18 protein-coding genes and 1 pseudogene are annotated in these 18,055 nt (G+C 53.8%); 1 reads left to right on the top strand and 18 read right to left on the bottom strand.

From position 1 onward, the window contains the following. Positions 1 to 312: 312 nt before the first annotated feature. From AUK29_01465 to AUK29_01445, 5 genes are all read right to left on the bottom strand, one after another. Positions 313 to 807 carry a hypothetical protein gene (locus AUK29_01465; GenBank protein OIP66152.1) on the bottom strand — a complete coding sequence of 165 codons (495 nt, stop codon included), beginning with the start codon at positions 805 to 807 and terminating at the stop codon, positions 313 to 315. After that, a complete protein-coding gene (locus AUK29_01460; protein ID OIP66151.1) occupies positions 794 to 1,045 on the bottom strand; it encodes a hypothetical protein in 252 nt (83 codons plus the stop codon). Before AUK29_01460 ends, AUK29_01465 begins: the two co-directional genes overlap by 14 nt. Positions 1,046 to 1,226: 181 nt before the next feature. Further along, positions 1,227 to 1,550 carry a hypothetical protein gene (locus AUK29_01455; GenBank protein ID OIP66150.1) on the bottom strand — a complete coding sequence of 108 codons (324 nt, stop codon included), beginning with the start codon at positions 1,548 to 1,550 and terminating at the stop codon, positions 1,227 to 1,229. A 427-nt stretch (positions 1,551 to 1,977) separates the two neighbouring features. Beyond that, positions 1,978 to 3,066, bottom strand: a complete 1,089-nt coding sequence (locus AUK29_01450; protein ID OIP66149.1) for a tRNA 2-thiouridine(34) synthase MnmA — start codon at positions 3,064 to 3,066, stop codon at positions 1,978 to 1,980. 541 nt (positions 3,067 to 3,607) lie between these two features. Then, positions 3,608 to 4,444, bottom strand: a complete 837-nt coding sequence (locus tag AUK29_01445; GenBank protein ID OIP66148.1) for a hypothetical protein — start codon at positions 4,442 to 4,444, stop codon at positions 3,608 to 3,610. An 80-nt stretch (positions 4,445 to 4,524) separates the two neighbouring features. Here AUK29_01445 and AUK29_01440 point away from each other — a divergent pair, with 80 nt between their 5' ends. Continuing rightward, entirely contained in the window at positions 4,525 to 5,052 is a 528-nt protein-coding gene (locus AUK29_01440) for a hypothetical protein (protein ID OIP66147.1), read from the top strand. Between the two features lie 135 nt (positions 5,053 to 5,187). Here AUK29_01440 and AUK29_01435 read toward each other — a convergent pair whose 3' ends face one another. The 13 genes and pseudogenes from AUK29_01435 to AUK29_01375 all read right to left on the bottom strand — a co-directional run bounded on the left by AUK29_01435 (position 5,188) and on the right by AUK29_01375 (position 18,055). Further along, positions 5,188 to 5,469 (bottom strand): hypothetical protein, encoded by a 282-nt coding sequence (locus AUK29_01435; GenBank protein OIP66146.1) that lies wholly within the window; start codon positions 5,467 to 5,469, stop codon positions 5,188 to 5,190. Next, positions 5,466 to 5,744, bottom strand: a complete 279-nt coding sequence (locus tag AUK29_01430) for a hypothetical protein (GenBank protein ID OIP66145.1) — start codon at positions 5,742 to 5,744, stop codon at positions 5,466 to 5,468. The genes AUK29_01435 and AUK29_01430 overlap by 4 nt, the downstream gene beginning before the upstream one ends. Positions 5,745 to 5,777: 33 nt before the next feature. Further along, on the bottom strand, positions 5,778 to 6,269 hold the full coding sequence (locus AUK29_01425) for a tRNA (adenosine(37)-N6)-threonylcarbamoyltransferase complex ATPase subunit type 1 TsaE (protein OIP66154.1): 492 nt from the start codon (positions 6,267 to 6,269) through the stop codon (positions 5,778 to 5,780). A 96-nt stretch (positions 6,270 to 6,365) separates the two neighbouring features. Continuing rightward, positions 6,366 to 6,815 (bottom strand): hypothetical protein, encoded by a 450-nt coding sequence (locus AUK29_01420; protein OIP66144.1) that lies wholly within the window; start codon positions 6,813 to 6,815, stop codon positions 6,366 to 6,368. A 322-nt stretch (positions 6,816 to 7,137) separates the two neighbouring features. Further along, the gene (locus AUK29_01415; GenBank protein OIP66143.1) at positions 7,138 to 8,700 is read right to left on the bottom strand and encodes a hypothetical protein; all 1,563 of its coding nucleotides are present in this window, start codon (positions 8,698 to 8,700) and stop codon (positions 7,138 to 7,140) included. Between the two features lie 34 nt (positions 8,701 to 8,734). After that, complete coding sequence (locus tag AUK29_01410; GenBank protein ID OIP66142.1) at positions 8,735 to 9,448, bottom strand: pyridoxine 5'-phosphate synthase; 714 nt, start codon at positions 9,446 to 9,448, stop codon at positions 8,735 to 8,737. 260 nt (positions 9,449 to 9,708) lie between these two features. Continuing rightward, the gene (locus AUK29_01405) at positions 9,709 to 11,070 is read right to left on the bottom strand and encodes a phosphoglucosamine mutase (GenBank protein OIP66141.1); all 1,362 of its coding nucleotides are present in this window, start codon (positions 11,068 to 11,070) and stop codon (positions 9,709 to 9,711) included. A 212-nt stretch (positions 11,071 to 11,282) separates the two neighbouring features. Continuing rightward, positions 11,283 to 12,212: a hypothetical protein gene (locus tag AUK29_01400; GenBank protein OIP66140.1), complete on the bottom strand. Its 930-nt coding sequence runs from the start codon at positions 12,210 to 12,212 to the stop codon at positions 11,283 to 11,285. 218 nt (positions 12,213 to 12,430) lie between these two features. Next, on the bottom strand, positions 12,431 to 13,234 hold the full coding sequence (locus AUK29_01395) for a TIGR00159 family protein (protein ID OIP66139.1): 804 nt from the start codon (positions 13,232 to 13,234) through the stop codon (positions 12,431 to 12,433). 245 nt (positions 13,235 to 13,479) lie between these two features. Then, on the bottom strand, positions 13,480 to 14,688 hold the full coding sequence (locus AUK29_01390) for a dihydropteroate synthase (GenBank protein OIP66138.1): 1,209 nt from the start codon (positions 14,686 to 14,688) through the stop codon (positions 13,480 to 13,482). Beyond that, complete coding sequence (locus tag AUK29_01385; protein ID OIP66153.1) at positions 14,685 to 16,496, bottom strand: cell division protein FtsH; 1,812 nt, start codon at positions 16,494 to 16,496, stop codon at positions 14,685 to 14,687. The genes AUK29_01390 and AUK29_01385 overlap by 4 nt, the downstream gene beginning before the upstream one ends. A 204-nt stretch (positions 16,497 to 16,700) precedes the next feature. Next, positions 16,701 to 17,225 (bottom strand): hypoxanthine phosphoribosyltransferase, encoded by a 525-nt coding sequence (locus tag AUK29_01380; GenBank protein ID OIP66137.1) that lies wholly within the window; start codon positions 17,223 to 17,225, stop codon positions 16,701 to 16,703. After that, positions 17,191 to 18,055: pseudogene (locus AUK29_01375) on the bottom strand (hypothetical protein). Before AUK29_01375 ends, AUK29_01380 begins: the two are co-directional and overlap by 35 nt.

Below are 18,055 nucleotides of genomic sequence, written 5' to 3'. Positions count from 1 at the left end.
TCTATCCATAATTCTAATTCTCCTGAGGGAAGCTCAATAAATATCCTCCGGCAAAGCCGGAGGATATTTATTTCTTATCCGATCCTCAAAGAATAACCGCATTCATATGGCCATCTGCGTGACGGCAGACTGAAACCGGCCTATGAGATGTAAAATTTACTTAGATTCGTGCCTTTTCATACCACTTCTCGACATTCGGAGTCAACTGGAATCTTTTTGAGTGGAATCCTTTTGAGGGAAGTTTCGTGATAAGACAGGGTGATGGTGACGGACGTCTGGGGGAATGATCGCGCCAAAGGCTTGGAACCCGGTTCAGGACTCTCCTGCTATCTTGAGGATCTCGCTTACGATCTCTTCTTTGAGATAGAAGCCCGATTCTTTCAGCTTCACGAGCATCGGCCTGATCTCTTTGACAAGCCCTTGCTTCTTCGCCTTTAAAAGGACCCCTGCCGTGCCCGTGATCGTGAAGCCTTGCAGTTTTGCTATTCTCCTGGCCAGGCCGTCATCAACAACGATAAGTGTATCCTCTTCTTCGGCTCCCAACGCCAGAACCTCAGCTTCGCCCCGCCCCAAGTCGGGAACCATCTTGATGAAGGCGGGAATCATGACCTTTCTCACGTGTATCCATGGGTAGTCGCTGAGACAAGGAACGCCCTCTCCGGCCTTCTTCCCCTCTTCAAGCTCAGCGGCTACAGCCTCCGGGACGGTCACGCTGCCGTACAGCCCGGCCAAACATTCGAGGCATTCCAGCTTGTGCAGGTAATAAAGGGGGGATGTGTTGACAATTACGGTTCTACGCGTTTTCATAATCCTGCCTGAGTTCGTCGGGAGTCAGAGCCAGGATGGAAACGCCGTACTGTGAGAGCGCACGGAGGAAACTTACCCGTGACATGCCGGCAAGCTGGGCGGCCCTGCCGGAGGAGAGCTTGCCCAGTTCGTAGAGCTTGGCCGCCGCCAGCATCCGGATGTCTCTCGAAAGCTCGGACGGGGTCTCCTTCAGTGAGATGAGTATTTCTTCCGGGATTTCCAGAATGATCCTTTCCATTGGCGGCCCCACCTGCAGAGAGATTACTCAGATTCCTATCTTTTCATACCACTTCTCGACATTCGGAGTCAACCGGAATCTTCCTGATGTGAGTTTCGTGACTAAAGGACTGAGCCTGATGTCGAGTTCCAGGAGGCTTACGGAACGCGGATGTCCGCCGGCAGATCAATGTCAAGGGGTTTCAGTGTGTGGTGTTTGAGAAATAGGGATTCTCAAAATTTTGCAGACAGGCTTGGTAATAGACTTTGATTTTCTCCGGAAGGCCGATCAGGTAGAAATAGATTCCCCGGCCTGAATGATCCATGAGATCATTCATGAGGATCACGATGCCGGCCTCGTCCATCGCAGCCACATTGGAGAGATTAATAGAAATCGCCTTGGGCTCCCTTTGCAGGATCGGCGTGATGGCGTTATGAAACTCGACCGAGGTCTGGACTGTGAGATCACCTTCAAGGTTGAGAATAAAGGTATGTTCTTCGATCTTGTGAACATTGATCTTAAACATGACGGTAACACTCCTTCCGGTCAAAGACTTTCTGCTCTAAAGATCCATAAAATAATTATAATATAATTGACTATTTATGTTTTCTATCATGGCATCGCCGTCTAATAAAATCAATATCTATATAGTTGCATTTTCTATGCCATTTTTTAGAATAATCTCCTGATTATTTTATGTTTTTAATATTTTTGAGAGTTTATATGGTAAAACTTTGGAAAATTATTCCATATTATCAGATAATGTCTCGCTTCTTGCCTGAACAGCCGGGTAAAATGGGAAAACTTTTGCCTAAAATAGGAAAAACTTTACATATATATGGTAAAATTTTTCCTCTACTCCGTTAGAGAAAGTTGCCGGCTCCCCTGTTATTGTCTTAAATGGAGTGTCTATCATTGAAGCGGTGTTAGAAAACAGGGTTTTCTAACGGAGTCTACTCTGCCTTTTCAATGATCCCGCCCCCGAGGACAACCTCTCCCTCATAAAACACCATGGATTGCCCCGGGGTGATGGCTTCCTGAGGTTCATTGAAGGTCACACGAAAGGCATGCGGATCATCCGCAGGATCCAATCTGACTTCCGCGCCTGCATGCCGGTAGCGGATCTTGGCGCTGATCTTGTCCGATAAACAAGGAGGCCGGCCGGAGATCCAGTTGATCCCGCTCACTACGGCATGACGATTCAGCAGATCCTCTTTGCGCCCGACGACGATGACATTTTCAGAAGGATGGATCTCCAGCACATAAAGCGGGACCGGATGGGACACCCCCAGTCCTCTCCGCTGACCGATGGTATAATGCATATATCCCGGGTGCGTCCCGAGAACCTTTCCCGACATGTTTAAAATGTCCCCTTTCTCATGAGCTTCAGGAAACCGCCTCATGAGGAAGGAGGCGTAATCATGGTCCGGGATGAAACAGATCTCCTGACTCTCCTTTTTCCGGGCTACGGGGAGTCCGTAATCTTCGGCAAGCTTGCGGATATGCTCCTTGGTATAATCTCCCACCGGCAAGAGGAGGCGGGAAAGAACTTCCTGGGTTACGCCGTAAAGAAAATAGGACTGATCCTTTCTTGTATCCTTCCCCCGCTTCAAAAGGAACTTCCCGGTCCGGCAATCCTGCTCGACCCTCGCATAATGGCCCGTTGCCATAAAGCCGCAGCCCAGAGAATCCGCTTCTTTCAGAAAATGATCGAATTTGAGCCGTGAGTTGCACAGGACACATGGGTTGGGTGTGCGGCCATGCCGGTACTCCCTGCAGAAATCCTCGACAACCTCGGTCCTGAAGTGCTCATGATATTCCAGCAGATGATAAGGGACCTTTAATTGCCCGCACACGGCCATGGCATCTTCCACCGCGGACAGGGAGCAGCAGATCCTGGGGGAGGGGAACGAAACCTCTCTCGCCTCATCCCAGATCTTCATGGTCGCGCCCATCACCTTGTAGCCTTTTCCCAAAAGGAGCAGAGCGGCGACCGAACTATCCACCCCGCCGCTCATGGCTACCAGAACAGATGCTTTCATGTGTACTGTCTTCCTTATCAATAATTTCAGGTCCTTCTCCCATTTAGCGGGTAAAAAGGGGTCGAGGGTTGAAGAACCATAGGGTCACAGGAGTCAAGGGTTCAAGGGTTCAAGGGTTCAAGGGTTCAAGGGGTCCAGTGTTTCTCTCTGGAGACTTTGCTTGCTTTTCTGTATTTCACTTGAATCCTTGACCCCTTGACCCCTCGGACCCTCAATTTCTTGAAAAGCACTTCACTTGACCCCTGGAATCCTTGACCCCTTGACCCCTTATGTTTTCACCCGCTCTTTTGGAGATAATACTAATTTCATAACTGAAAAAGTATAGCGAGTGCATTCCCCGCCCCTTGGGGGCTGGATTAGCGAGCGAATATAAACCTAAGTGGTCCTGTTCGTAAGTATGGTAACGTACCGAGAGTGCCGTAGGGCGGACTCATCAAGGCGCGCGACTGAGGCGTACCCCCTGCGGTACGTCGCAAGGAGCGGAACGCCGAGGAGGCCGCCCTACGGCAATCGAATGCGACCGTATTTACGAATAGGACCACTAAGGTTCGTTCATCTCCAGCCATGGTTCCCATTCCGACCTCAGCCGTTTTAAAGAAACGGGATAGGTCTTGTCAAAGGCAGTCTCAAAGGAATCCCCGAGTGCGATCCTGTGAAGGAGGTCCCTGATCCGATCGGAACCATAGGTTTCGATCAGATAGACCGTCAGATAATGAGCTGATGAATAAACCAGCTTCTCATGGTCCCGGATATCCCTCTCTGACGGAGAGAAGGGATCAAACTTCGGGTCCGACCGCAATAATCTCCGCAGCGCCTTCCTCCCATACCTTCGGTACCCCTGCCCGGCGGTCACGGACGCCAACCCTTCCCTGAACCAGAAGGGATCGTTTTCCGCTGAACGGCCGGCCTGGATTCCTGCGGTCTGATAGTGGATCACATGGGTCAACTCGTGTGCCATGAGGTCAAAGAGATATTGATCCCTGAACAACGTCCAGGAACGCGGGGACTGGAGGGAGATCTTCTCTTCCGTGGCCCAGGCCTTGAGCCATCCATACCCTCTTTTTTGTACGACATTCTCCAAGGCCTCGTGGTCCGGATAGACGGTCACTGTAAAGGGAGTCCGGATCTCGCCCCACTGCCCGGCCTTCTCCATGCCGGAACGGATTGTCTCCTCAAGAAGGGGGAGAATGGGCGCATCCGCCGGAAGGTAACGTATGGTCACGGGCAGCCCGAGGACCGGATGGGTCATGAAATCATCTTCACCATAGCCGGGAGCGGGTCTGAGACCGGCGCACCCCTGTGAAAGAGATAAAATCCCCGCAAAAATCAGAGGAATAAAAATATTGACTTTATCATTTCCATATATTAATGTTTTCATTCATTTTTATTGTGCCCAAAGGCACGGTTCCGTCTTTCATTTTTAGGAGAAGAACAATGAAACGATCTGCGTGGTTTTTAATGGTCCTTGTTTCAATTCCTTTGATTACTTTCACGGCTTGTGAACAGAAAAAGACGGCGGCCCCGCCGCAGCCGCAGACGCAAACTCAGGCACAACCTTCAGCCGATCTCCCTCAACAACCGGCCATGCCCATGCATCAAGGCACGCCATCCCAGACCCCCAAGACCGTTTCCGTGCCTGAAGGCGTTGCAGGCCAGTGGGAATCCGCGGTCATCCGGATCGAGGATAAGACCCAAAAGACCAGCGTGGATCAGACGATTCCCCTGCATACGGATTACCCGATTCCGGGAAGCAGCCTGATCATCAAGGCCGGAGACTTCCTGCCCCAGTTCTCCATGGACCAGAATGCCATTACGTCCCTCTCAAACGAGACCAAGAATCCGGCCTTGAAGGTGACGGTCCTGAAAGAAGGGAATGAAATCTTCAACGGCTGGCTTTTTGAGCGTTTCCCCGACATGCATCCTTTCCAGGACGACCGGTTCGCCATCGCCCTGGTCGGCTATAACAAGAAAAATTCCGTGAAGTAAGCCCCGTTGGAGAACCAATCCCTGCGGCGTACCACATGGGGTATGCGCTCCGCCGAGCGCGGAGATAAGACCGCACTACGATCCTGCCTGACGGCAGGCAGGTCGGTGAGTCACCCTATTGATGAACAGGACCACTTAGGCGGATCCCTTCCGGGTCTTCTCTTCCCGCTGGAAGCGTTGATAAAGGATATGCCATTCATTGCTCCCTTCAGGGATCGTCCTCTTGTAGGAAACGATCTTGTTCCGGATTTTTTGGTCGAGCGCTTCTTCCTTCTGGAGTTCGGTTACAAAAACTTTCCTGATTTCCGCCCGTGCGGCAGGTTCATCATCCTCCTTCATGAAGATCAGCCCCTGCTCCAGGATCTGATCCAAAATCAGGTGTGAAAGGTGTGAGATACGGTCTTCCGAGAGTTTCAAAGTACAACCCCCTTCTCCCGGGCCAGTTTCCGCTTGATCATTGAAAACAATTTGTGAGGATCCGCATCCCCCCGCTCGATCTGCCCGGCATATTGATCCATGATCTTGTCACATTCGGCATTGAGCTTGATTTCCTCCTGCATGTTCTGCGAAAGAACAGAGGAGATCTTCTCCTCGATCTCTTCAACAGGCCGGAGGAACTCCAGACCCCGGACGTCAGAGAGGACTCTTCTCATCTCCTTTGAGAGACTTCTGATCTCATCTTCCGACAGCATACCCCATACCTTTCCCGGAAGAGGCCCGCGCCCTCATGTCCTGTAGATCAGGTGAGACGGAATTTCTTTCACCAAGAGGTTTAGAAGACGCCTGAACCTCTCCCCATGAGGCTCTATGAAGATCTCCCTGATATTCTCGTCCACGCATTGCAGCCTGATCATCAAATACGGTTCGGAGACCGCGCCCGGAAAGCGGTCAGCCCATTCAATGACGGTCACGGCATCTTGATCGAAGACGTCGTAGAACCCGGCATTCTCCAGGTCGTCCATATCGGTTACACGGTACAGGTCCACGTGAAAGAGCTTCACGGCCCCTGAAATTTCATGAATCAGCATATAGGTGGGGCTCACAACGTCCTCTTCCCTGATCCCGAGCCCCCTGGCGATCCCTTTGGCCAGAACGGTCTTTCCTGCGCCAAGCCTCCCTGCAAGGGCAAGGATATCGCCTCCGGCCAGGCGCCCGCCGAGGCGTTCTCCGATCAAAAGAGTCTCCTCCTCGGAAGACGAACGCAGAACCGCTTGCATCATGAATCCGGCAGACATTCTCCTGTCGCCCTGAAATGGTTTCCGCCTAAGTGGTCCTGTTCATCAATAGGGTGACGCACCGAGAGGGATCTTTGTTTATCCGGCCATGGACCGGACGATATCGGCCTTGCCCACAATCCCGACCAGCTTCCCATCCCGGACCACGGGAAGCAGACCCTTGCCCCGTTCCGACATGATCGCGGCAATCTCACGGATGGAGGTCTCTTCTCCGATGGTGACCACCTTCCGGACCATGATATCCTCCACCTTGGAAGCGGCCATCTTTTTCAGCTCTTGCTTGAAGTGTTTTTCGCTTTCAAGATAGATCACCGCGTCAAAGAGGGTCACCACAGTCGGGATGTGAATGTTTTTATTACTCTCGATCAGATCCTTCTCGGTAATGATCCCGACCAGCGCCCCCTCCCGGTCAACCACGGGGGCGCCGCTGATATGGCGCTCGACCAACAGATTGGCCAGTTCCTTGACCGGCATGTCGGGCCCCACGGTGATCACGTCCCGGGTCATCAGATCTTTGGCTGCAAGCAATGTTCCTCACCTCTTTTCTTTAAAATAAACATCCATCAAATCATTCATAAGCTTCTTTAGAATCGAAGAGTCGCAGACAGGGTCGGACCGCCCAGTTTAAGAAATGCACTGTCTCCATCCTCGGACACATCCAGGCGGATCATCCGGTATCCGGCCGAAATCCCAAGATTCTTCATCGGATAATAAGAGAGCGCGGCCGACCCGTAGAGTTAAAAAGACTGCGCAAGCAAGAATCCTTTTCATGTTTTCCTCCTTTTCTGGTTGAACGTTTATTAAAACCTGACCACAGAACACAGACTGTTTCTCTGTGCACTCTGTGGTTTCATCGGGTCCTTTTCTTGTCATCAACGGTCCTCAAGACATTCGGTATCTCACGGATCAGGTCTCTGGCAAGAAGTCCTCGTTTACCCCGGTGTGCGGCGGCTCGGTCCCCGCAGCGCCCGTGCAGAAAAACACCGGCCAGCGCAGCCTGCAGAGGCGCCATCCCTTGGGCCGCAAGCCCGGCGATCATCCCCGTGAGCACGTCCCCGGTCCCGGCCGTGGCCATGCCCGGATTTCCCGTTGGATTGATCCAGACCCGGCCCTTGGGATCCGCAATCACGGTCCTGGCCCCTTTTAAAACCAGAATCACCCCAAACGCCGCGGCGAATTCCCGGGCCAGATCCACGCGGCGCGTCTTTAAAACCTTGTCCGAGACGTCTGTCAGCCTGGCCATCTCCCCGGGATGCGGGGTCAGGATCACCGGGATCCTGATTTTCCTGAGTAGGGCCGTATTCCCGGCCAGATGGCTGAGGGCGTCGGCGTCCAGAATCATGGGGATGCGGATCTTTTGAATGAGGGATCGTACCATATCGCCCGTTGCCGGGTCAAGGCCGATTCCGGGCCCCATCACCGCCGCCTTTTTCCCCCGGGCCGCAGCGAGGATATCCGGCAGAGCGGAGAGGCTCAGATGATCCCGCTCGGTTTCCGGAAGGGTGACGGTGATCCCCTCTACCAACTGTTTATGAAAAAACTCCCGCACCCGCCCGGGCACGGCGGCATAGACCAGTCCGGCGCCGGACCTGAAACAGGATAGGGCGGCCATTACCGCCGCTCCAGGCATTCCCCTGGATCCTGCGATCAGAAGGACCCGGCCTGCTTCCCCCTTGTGAAGATCGGGCCTCCTCGGCGGAAGGGCCTGCAGAATCTCCTCACCGAGAAGTTCCACTGGGATCTCAGCCTGGTCCACGAGTTCCCAAGGAAGGCTGATGTCCGCCACGTGGACCTCTCCGGCATTCGACAATGAGGGATACTGGACCAGGGATATTTTGGGAAGACCGAAGGTGACAGTCAAATCCGCATGAACCACCTCCCCGACGATTTCAGAAGAGTCCGCACTCAAGCCTGTGGGGAGGTCCACGGAGATCACCGGTTTACCGGACCGGTTGATCCGGCGTACTGCCTGTTCCACCAGCCCGCGGACCGGCGGGACGATCCCGGTTCCCAGGATCGCATCCAGGATAAGATCGGCCTTACTGATCCAGCGTGAAACCGAAGAAAAATCTTTTGGAGAGACCACCGGATGGATTCGGATCTTCATGCGTTCGCAGATGGCGTAATTGGCTGCTGCGTCTTCCTGGAGGCTCTCAGGTTCTCCCAAGAGAACCACCTGGACGTGCGCCCCTCGGTTTGCAAGGTGTCTGGCCGAGGCCATCCCGTCCCCGCCGTTGTTCCCCTTGCCGCAGAAGATCAGCACGGACCTCCCCCAAAGCCGGCCGTATTTCGTCTCCATGGAACGGATCACCCCCAGCGAGGCGTTCTCCATAAGCACGATTCCGGGGATCCTGTACTCCCTGACGGCCTCCCGGTCCAGTCTCTTCATCTGTTCAGCATTCGCGACCTTCATACTCGGCTCATCGTCAATTAAGTTGACAAAGGGTTCAAGGGTTCACCAGCGCCTTCATTTCCCTGACAGCCCGTTCCAGCCCTACCAGCACCGCCCTGGATATGATGCTGTGTCCGATGTTCAGCTCCTCGATCTCCGGTATGGCGGCGATCCGGCTGACGTTCCGGTAGGTCAGCCCGTGCCCTGCATGGATGCTGATCCCGATCTCACGGGCAGTCTGCACGGCCCGATGGATACGCTCCAGTTCCCGGGCCTGCGCCTTGCCTTTGGCCTCCGCATAGGCGCCGGTATGGATCTCCACGGCATCAGCGTTCAACTCCTTTGAGGCGATCACCTGTCTGGGATCGGGATCCACGAAGATGCTGACCTCGATCCCCTTATGCCTCAGCCTCCGGATCCCTTGCTTCAGGGACTTCCCATGGGCCGCCACATCCAGTCCGCCTTCAGTCGTGAGTTCCGCCCTCTTTTCAGGAACGAGACAGACCGCATCCGGTCTCTCCTTCAGTGCGATCCGGATGATCTCCTCGGTTGCCGCCATTTCCAGGTTCAGTCGGACATGAATCACACGACGGATCAAACTTAAATCACGGTCCTGGATATGCCTGCGGTCCTCTCTCAGGTGGATGGTAATGCCGTCTGCTCCGGCCAGCTCGGCAATGAGCGCGGCCGCAACCGGATCCGGTTCCGTGGTCAGCCTGGCCTGACGGATCGTGGCCACGTGATCAATGTTCACTCCCAGTCGTGTCACAAGAAACCCCTTTCTAAAATAGGCTGAAATCCGAATATCGAAATCCCAATTTTGTTTCTTCTCCCATATAGTGGATAAAAAGGGTTCAAGGGTTCAAGGGGTCCAGTGTTTCTCTCTGGAGACTTTGCTTGCTTTTCTGTATTTCACTTGAATCCTTGACCCCTCGGACCCTCAATTTCTTGAAAAGCACTTCACTTGACCCCTGGAATCCTTGACCCCTTGACCCCTGATGTTTTCACCTACTCTTCTGGAGATAATCTTTAATTTTTAACACCAATCGCCTTCTCGATCTCTCCCGCTATGCTTTCGGCCATATCCCGGATCGAATCCGAATCCGGTCCTTCGATCATGACCCTGGCCTTGTTTTCAGTGCCTGAATACCTGACCAGAACCCTCCCCTCCTCTTTAAGTTTCTGCTCTGCGGAATGGATGGCCTTCTTGACGTCCGGCAGGCTTTCAAAATCCTTTTTCTCCCTGACCCTGACGTTCTTGAGGATCTGCGGAAGCGTGGTCATGACCGAAGCGAGTTCGGAGAGACTCTTTCCGGACCTCCTCATGATGGAAAGGACCTGCAGGGCCGACAGGATCCCGTCTCCCGTGGTATTGTAGTCCATAAATAGAATATGACCGGATTGCTCCCCGCCCAGATTATATCCTCCCCGGATCATCTCCTCGGCCACATACCGGTCTCCGACCTGCGTCCGGACGACCCGTATCCCCTGTTTTTTCAGCGCCAGTTCCAACCCCATGTTGCTCATCACCGTGGTCACCAGGGTATTCTCACGCAGGACCCCTCGGCTTTTCATGTCCAGGGCGGAGAAGACCATCACGGGGTCGCCGTTGACCTCACTCCCCTTTTCATCCGAAAAGATCACGCGGTCTGCATCTCCGTCCAGGGAGATGCCGATATCGGCGCCATGGTCCAGAACGGCCTTTATGATCACATCAGGATGGAGCGACCCGCAGTCCTTGTTAATGTTGCATCCGTCGGGCCGGTTATTCAAGACGACGATATCGGCGCCGAGTTCCTGCATGACCAGCGGGGCGGCCTTGTACGCCGCGCCGTTGGCACAGTCAATCACGATCTTGATCCCGGAGAGGTCATACTCCTTGGGGAAGCTTGTTTTGATGTAAGAAACATAGCGGCCCTCCGCGTCATCAATCCGAAAGGCCTTTCCCACCTCCTCGGCCGTGGGCCGGATGGAATCAATATCATTGGAAAAAATAAGAGACTCCATCTCCTCTTCTATTTCATCCGGGAGTTTGTACCCATCGGGAGAGAAAAACTTGATCCCGTTGTCCTGATAGGGGTTGTGCGAGGCGGAGATCACCACACCCGCGTCCGCCCGGAGATTTTTAGTCATGAAGGCAATGGCCGGCGTGGGGAGGGGACCGACCAGCAGGACGTCCACGCCCATGGAGCAGATTCCTGACATGAGGGCGCTCTCCAGCATGTATCCCGAAAGTCTCGTATCCTTGCCTATGATGACCTTGTGCCGGCCGGAGCGCGCCTTCTTGAAAATATGTGAAGCCGCCCTCCCGAGCTTGATCGCCATTTCCACGTTCATGGGGTAGACGTTGGCAACACCCCGGACGCCGTCGGTTCCAAACAACTTGCCCAAGATTGACCCTCCTTTATACACAGTGACAGAGGTTAATCAGTTTGTCATTGTCCGGCTCGACCGGACAATCCACCCTTCGACAGGCTCAGGGTGACAATTGTCATGGTGAGCTTGTCGAACCATGGATTCCCCGATCAAGCCTGCCCTCGACTGCGATCGGGGGCCGGGGAATGACGTTGTTGGTTTATGAGGCTCTGTATATATAGAACGGTTCAGGAATGCTTCTCCACCTTGACCCGTATTTTTTCAGGACTGATCCGGATCACCTGAAACCCCTCGGGCAAGGTCACCTCCGGTTCCAGATCAAAGGCGCCCGGTGTCTCCGGCTCCTGGATCACGACCTCGATCATCGAAGGGAGCATATCCGTAAGTTTGGCCTCCGGCCCGGCGATGACCAGTGTCACCTTATCCGGATGAAAAACCGCCCCGTCCGAAGGGCCGGACCCCTTCACCGGTATATTCCGGAATTCACGCCGGCCTGACTTTTCCAGGATCTCCACGTCAACCTGGACCTTTTTGGGCCCTTTGATATAGACATTTCCACTGGGGGGCTTCAGGTCCGCCTCCACGGAAAAAGACCGGTTCTTTCCGAAGAGATCTATACGCGCGGTCTTGATCTTTTCCTGATCCTTGAGCGCCTCCTTCAGCCCCATCACCTCTACCTTGAGCGGCGTGGCCGTAACCCTCCCGATCTCGTAGCCTTTGGCTGCGGTCCCGAAGAAATCGGGTTCCACCGGGAGCGCTTTCTCGGCAAGTTTGCTCAGCTCGACCGTGACCTGTGAAGGACTGATCCTTACAACGGAGAGCCCTTCAGGGAGTTTGACTTCTTCCGGAAAGAGGGTGATGACGTTTTCACCCTCTTTTGCATCCTTGAGGTTGAGTTCCACGGTGATCTGTTTGGCATTCAGCGAGTTGAGCACGGCCTTCTGCCCGCGCACCCGCAAATTCACGAAATCAACCAGTTCGTTTTTGATGATCATATTCTCTGGGATTTTCACAATGGTCAGCGGGATGGTAAAAAACTCCTCAGCGCTTTCTCCCCCGACGATGGAAAACCAGAGGAAAAAAGCAAAAATAATGGAGAATGCCTTGATCCACAAATCCTTGATCAATATATCCTTAAAGCGCCTCATGCCTTTCACTCCGCTGATCCCTTTTTTAATTATGGTTCTTCTCCCATTTAGTGGGTAAAAAGGGGTCGAGGATTCCAGGGTTCAAGTGAAATACTTAAACGCAAGCAAAATCTCCAGAGAAAAACACTGGACCCCTTGACCGCTGATGTTTTTAGCACTTCACTCGACCCCTTGAATCCTTGGCCCCTTGACCCCTTCTTTTTCACCCACTCTTTTGGAGATGATCTTTAAAACCATTTCCTTGTTTTTTTCTTAACCGGCCGCATCACATTGGTCAGGACACGGCGAAGGGCCTGCGCATCCAGGTCCCGTGTAATCTTCCCGCCGATCACCACGGAAATGGTCCCTGTCTCTTCCGAGACCACGATCACCACGGCATCGGTCTCTTCAGTGATGCCCATGGCCGCCCGGTGACGGGTCCCCAGCTCCTTGCTCAGGTTGAGATTCAGCGTAAGCGGGAGGAAACATCCCGCGGCCTTGATCCTGTCCTTCTGAATGATCACGGCCCCGTCATGAATCGGGGAATAGGGGAGGAAGATACTGAGGAGGATCTCCTTGGACAACTTCGAGTCAATGGGCGTCCCCATCTCAATCAGGCCTTCGATGCTGTGCTCACGTTCAAGCAGGATCAGCGCCCCGATCTTCCGGCTCGCCATGGTGACGGATCCCTTGACCAGTTCATCAATGGTCTTGGCCTCCGATTCCAGGTTCATGGATGAAAAAACAGGGCTCTGCCCCATATGGGCCAGGGTCCTGCGGATTTCCGGCTGGAAAAGAATGATCACACTCAGGGCCAGATAGGCCCACAGGTTATTCAGCAGCCAGCTGATGGTATAAAATTTTGCCCACTGGAAAATGAACGAGGCCATGACCAGGATGGTCAGCCCGATGATCATCTGAAGGGCCCGGGTCCCTTTAAAAAGCTTGAACAGCTCGTAAAGGACGTAGGCAACGATCAGGATGTCGACGGCATCCTGCCATCGAAATGTCCGCAGAAACCAGTGGAGGACGTCGGAGATTTCAGAAAACATTCGGAACCATTTCTTTAAAATACAAGATAGGGTTATAGGGTTCAAGGGTTCAAGGGTTCAAGTGGTTTTTTGATTTCTGTTGCCCTTCAGTTTTTTTCTATGCTTTTCACTTGGACCCTAAGCCCCTTGACCCCTCGGACCCTTGAGTTTTTAAAAAGCACTTCACTTGACCCCTGGAATCCTTGACCCCTTGAACCCTTATGTTTTCACCCACTCTTTTGGAGATGATTCTAATTATCCAGACATTAAACGCGTTGGGCCACGGCATCGGTCACCTTGGCCACCCTGGCCATTTCCCGAACGTCGTGGACCCGGATGATATGGACGCCGTTCATGATCCCCACGCTCACGGTAGCCGCAGTCCCCTCAAGGCGGTCCGTAACTGAGAGGTTAAGAATGCTGCCGATGAATGACTTCCGAGAGGTACCGAGCAGGATCGGCCGCCCGAGAATTTTGAGTTCTGAAAGATGCCTGATGATGTCCAGATTATCCTGAAGGCGCTTTCCAAAACCGATCCCCGGATCCACCACGATCTGTTCCTCCCGGACCCCTGCCCTGTAAGCGATCTCCATGCTCTCCTCAAGGCTTGCGATAATCTCCCCCATGACGTCTTCATAGGAGGGTTCTTTTTGCATATCCCTGGGCGTCCCCTTGATATGCATGATGACGACCGGCACGCCGGTCTCGGCAATCAACGGCGCCATCTCCGGATCGAACCTCAGCCCGCTGATATCATTGATCATGTGTGCCCCGGCTTCAATGGCTTTTCTCGCCACACGCGCCTTGTAGGTATCCACGGAAATGACCGCCTCCGATTCCCTGGAAATACGCTCGACCAGAGGAAGGATTCTCGAGAGTTCAAGGTCTTCAGGCGTCTCCTCTGCGCCCGGACGTGTTGATTCCCCCCCGATATCGATGATATCGGCGCCGTCGTCCCTCATTCTCAAAGCATGGAGATAGGCCTTCTCCGGATCCATGAAGGTCCCTCCGTCGGAAAAGGAATCCGGCGTCACATTCAGAACCCCCATGATATGGGTCCTTTCATCGAGATTCAGCGCCTTGCCCCCGATTTCGATCCGGAACTTCCTGAGGTTCATGTTCGTTATGCTCTTTTCAATCTGACCGGCAAGTTCCGGAAGTCCGAAGATCTTTTGCTTCTTCAATTTACGGATCAGCTCGCGGTACTGTCTCTCCGTGGCGATCATGAGGGCATCGGTGGTCTCCACGGCGTGTGTGAGCGTCCCATGTGAAACAGCGCAGTCTCCCCCGCGTGAAAGCAATTCCTGTTTGAGAAGGTTGGCCACTTTGCAGGGAATGCCGGCAAGACGGATCAGTCTGGTCAATCCTTTGGGAAACATCATGCCGATCCCTTCCGGATCGGCGCCCAGACGTTTCATTTCACGGATGAGTTCATCCCTCGTTCCCAGATTGAGGACCCTCATCCGGTATCTCATTCCTTGGCCTCTTTGGGGGATTTTCCGTCTATGATCTCATCGAGCTGTTCTGCATTCAGAACCTCGATATCCAGCAGGGTTTCGGCGATCCGTTTCAAGGTTTCAATGTTCTCTTGGAGAAGCCTTCTGGCCTCGTCATGACACTCGTTGACAACCCTTCTCACCTCGGAATCAATCTCCACGGCCGTGGCTTCGCTGTAGTCCCTGTGCTGCGAGATCTCTCTCCCCAGGAAGATCTGCTCTTCCTTCTTGCCGAAGGTCACCGGGCCGAGCTTATCACTCATGCCCCACTCGCAGATCATCTTTCTTGCAAGCTCGGTGGACCGCTCGATGTCGTTTCCGGCCCCTGTGGTCATCTGATCAAAGATCAGCTCCTCGGAGGCCCTTCCGCCCAGGAGCACCGTGATCCTGGCCAGCATATTCTCCTTGGAGTAGGTGTACTTGTCCGACTCCGGTATCTGCTGAGTCACCCCCAGCGCCCTTCCCCTGGGAATGATGGTCACCTTGTGCACCGGATCGGCGCCGGGAACCAGCCTGGCCACCAAGGCATGTCCCGCTTCGTGATAGGCCGTGTTTCTCTTCTCCTCATCGGTCATGACCATGCTTCTTCGCTCTGCGCCCATCATGACCTTGTCCTTGGCTGATTCGAGGTCGGACATGTCGACCTTGTCCTTGTTCTTGCGCGCAGCGAGCAACGCTCCTTCGTTCACCATGTTGGCCAGGTCGGCCCCGGAGAACCCCGGTGTCCCCCTTGCAAGGGTCATGATATCCACGTCCTCTGCCATGGGGATCTTCCGGGTATGGACCTTGAGTATCCCTTCCCTCCCCTTGATGTCCGGATTCGGGACCACCACCTGCCGGTCGAATCTCCCGGGACGCATGAGGGCCGGATCGAGGACGTCGGGCCGGTTGGTCGCTGCGATCAGGATCACGCTTTCATGGGATTCGAATCCATCCATCTCCACCAGAAGCTGGTTCAATGTCTGCTCCCGCTCATCGTGACCTCCACCGAGCCCGGCGCCCCGGTGGCGTCCCACCGCGTCGATCTCGTCGATGAAGATGATGCAGGGGGCGTGCTTTTTCCCCTGGTCAAAGAGGTCCCTGACCCTGGAGGCGCCCACGCCCACAAACATTTCAACAAAATCAGAGCCGCTGATCGTAAAAAAGGGGACATCCGCCTCCCCGGCAATGGCCCTCGCCAGAAGGGTTTTGCCTGTCCCGGGCGGCCCCATCAGGAGCACCCCCTTGGGGATCTTTCCTCCGAGTTTCTGGAACTTTTTCGGATCCTTGAGAAACTCGATCACTTCCTGGAGTTCCTCTTTGGCCTCATCGATTCCGGCCACGTCCTTGAAGGTCACTTTCTGCTGATCCTCGGTCAGGAGCTTGGCGCGGCTCTTCCCGAAGGAGAGGGCCTTGTTCCCTCCGCCCTGCATCTGCCTCATGAAAAAGATCCAGACGCCGATGAGGAGGAGAAAGGGGAACCATGAGACCAGGATGGTCATCAGGAGTGACTCTTTCCTGGGAGGTTTGGCCTTGATCTTGACCCCCTTGGTCCGAAGGTCCTTGATCAGGTCAGGATACTGCGGTGAATAGACCCTGAAGGTCTTGCCGTCCTGCGTGATGCCGGTGATCCCTTCGTCTTCCTGGATCACAACCTCCTTGACTTCTCCGTTATCCACCTGATCCAGGAATTCCGTAAACGTGATCTCGTGCGTGATGTCCTTCTGGTAATTGAAGAGATTGAAAACAAGGACCATCACCATACCGATGACAAGCCACAGGGTTAAACTTTTATAGAAGGAATTCACAAAGGGCCTCCCGGACGGCAAATCAATGCGCAAAAGACAGGAGAAATGTCCTATCTTGTTGATTTACATTGTTTTTTATATTGCACATCCTATCATAAAATCTTTCTGATAAACAATAAAAAAATTATATTTCCAAATAAAAAGTTCCAAACCGCATTGAACGGCCACAGGCGTCATCAGATCTCCGTGATGCAGACGGACTTTTTACGAAGCCGTGATCATGTGGACCTCCGGCAGATGCCGATACTCCTCATTAAAATCCATGCCGTACCCCACGACGAAATGATCCGGGATCTGAAACCCCAGGTAGTCGATCTTAACCTCGACCTTTCTCCTCGACGGCTTGTTCAGCAGTGAGCAGACCTTGATGGACCTGGGACTCCGCACCGTAAGGAGCCGGAGCAGGTAATCCGTGGTCAGGCCGGTATCAATAATATCGTCCACGATCAAAATGTCCCGGCCGGCCACAGGCTGATTCAAATCTTTGAAAACCTTGATCTCCTCAGACGGGTCCGTGCCCGGTCCATAACTGGCCACGCCCAGGAAATCAATCCGGACCGGGATGGAGATCGCCCGGACCAGGTCCGCCATAAAGACAAAGGCCCCTTTAAGGATTCCGACCATGAGGAGGTCCTTGCCTTGATAGTCACGTGATATCTCACCAGCCAGATCGCAGACCCTGTTTCTGATGGCCTCAGCCGATATCAGGACTTCGCCGAGTCTCTTCATGCTCTTTCCCGTTTAAGCGGCGGATCTGAATCAGAAGGGCACGGCGGGTCTTGTCATCCACGGCATAACGCCCATCCATCCGGTATCCACCAATCCAGAGGATCTCGTTTTCACGATTGACCAGGAGCGGGACCCGGCCGCGCTCCATGTATGGTATCTTCTCGTCAATGAAAAACCGTTTGACTTTTTTCTTTTTGCCGAACCCCTTGGGATAAAAAATATCCCCCGGCCGCCTTGTCCTGAAACCAAGCGGGCCGGAACACTTGTCCAGATCCAGGACCGCCTCGCTTTTCAGAAGAGAGTCCGCTGTCTCATCAAGGGAAAGGACCCTGGATTCCACCTCGATCCTCAGCTCGGGGATCCGCTTGCTGCCGGGAACCGGGATCTCATAAAGATCCCCAGGGCTCTCTTTTGGATTCTCCATGGAAAACTCCAGCCTTTCGTAGGACTTTCGGACCTTCAATCCCTCCGGGAGATCGATCCTCGCCGCGGAGCCCTCCGCCTCCATCAGTTTCAAGACCGAATCCACATGCCGGAAAGTGATCTCGGAAGACTCGCCGGCCTGGACCATGGCCATCCTCACCATCCTTCGCACCATGGCATGAGAAAGACCCTTAAGATCTGATAGATCGAGGGCCACTCCGCCGGGGATAGTCATCGGGGAGAAGCGCTTTTCAGCCTCTTCCTGCATGAAGGCCTCTTCCTCCCCGAGTATCTCTGCTGTCCTCTGCAGGTCTTCCACCAGGTTCGGGTTGTATCTCTCCACCAGCAGAGGGATCAGTTCCCTGCGGATACGGTTTCGAAGATAAATCCCCTTCTGATTGGAGGAG

Source organism: Nitrospirae bacterium CG2_30_53_67 (assembly GCA_001873285.1).
GTDB lineage: Bacteria > CG2-30-53-67 > CG2-30-53-67 > CG2-30-53-67 > CG2-30-53-67 > CG2-30-53-67.
The sequence above is the reverse complement of the archived record's forward strand: the minus strand, read 5'-3'. Positions and strand labels throughout refer to the sequence as shown.

Bases quoted from the DNA above. Each gene is read 5' to 3' on its own strand.
- AUK29_01430 (OIP66145.1), bottom strand. From the start codon at position 5,744: ATGCTGTCGGAAGATGAGATCAGAAGTCTCTCAAAGGAGATGAGAAGA.
- AUK29_01380 (OIP66137.1), bottom strand. From the start codon at position 17,225: ATGAAGAGACTCGGCGAAGTCCTGATATCGGCTGAGGCCATCAGAAAC.
- AUK29_01425 (OIP66154.1), bottom strand. From the start codon at position 6,269: ATGCAAGCGGTTCTGCGTTCGTCTTCCGAGGAGGAGACTCTTTTGATC.
- AUK29_01440 (OIP66147.1), top strand. From the start codon at position 4,525: ATGGTCCTTGTTTCAATTCCTTTGATTACTTTCACGGCTTGTGAACAG.
- AUK29_01455 (OIP66150.1), bottom strand. From the start codon at position 1,550: ATGTTTAAGATCAATGTTCACAAGATCGAAGAACATACCTTTATTCTC.
- AUK29_01450 (OIP66149.1), bottom strand. From the start codon at position 3,066: ATGAAAGCATCTGTTCTGGTAGCCATGAGCGGCGGGGTGGATAGTTCG.
- AUK29_01415 (OIP66143.1), bottom strand. From the start codon at position 8,700: ATGAAGGTCGCGAATGCTGAACAGATGAAGAGACTGGACCGGGAGGCC.
- AUK29_01390 (OIP66138.1), bottom strand. From the start codon at position 14,688: ATGAGATACCGGATGAGGGTCCTCAATCTGGGAACGAGGGATGAACTC.
- AUK29_01445 (OIP66148.1), bottom strand. From the start codon at position 4,444: ATGAAAACATTAATATATGGAAATGATAAAGTCAATATTTTTATTCCT.
- AUK29_01460 (OIP66151.1), bottom strand. From the start codon at position 1,045: ATGGAAAGGATCATTCTGGAAATCCCGGAAGAAATACTCATCTCACTG.
- AUK29_01465 (OIP66152.1), bottom strand. From the start codon at position 807: ATGAAAACGCGTAGAACCGTAATTGTCAACACATCCCCCCTTTATTAC.
- AUK29_01395 (OIP66139.1), bottom strand. From the start codon at position 13,234: ATGTTTTCTGAAATCTCCGACGTCCTCCACTGGTTTCTGCGGACATTT.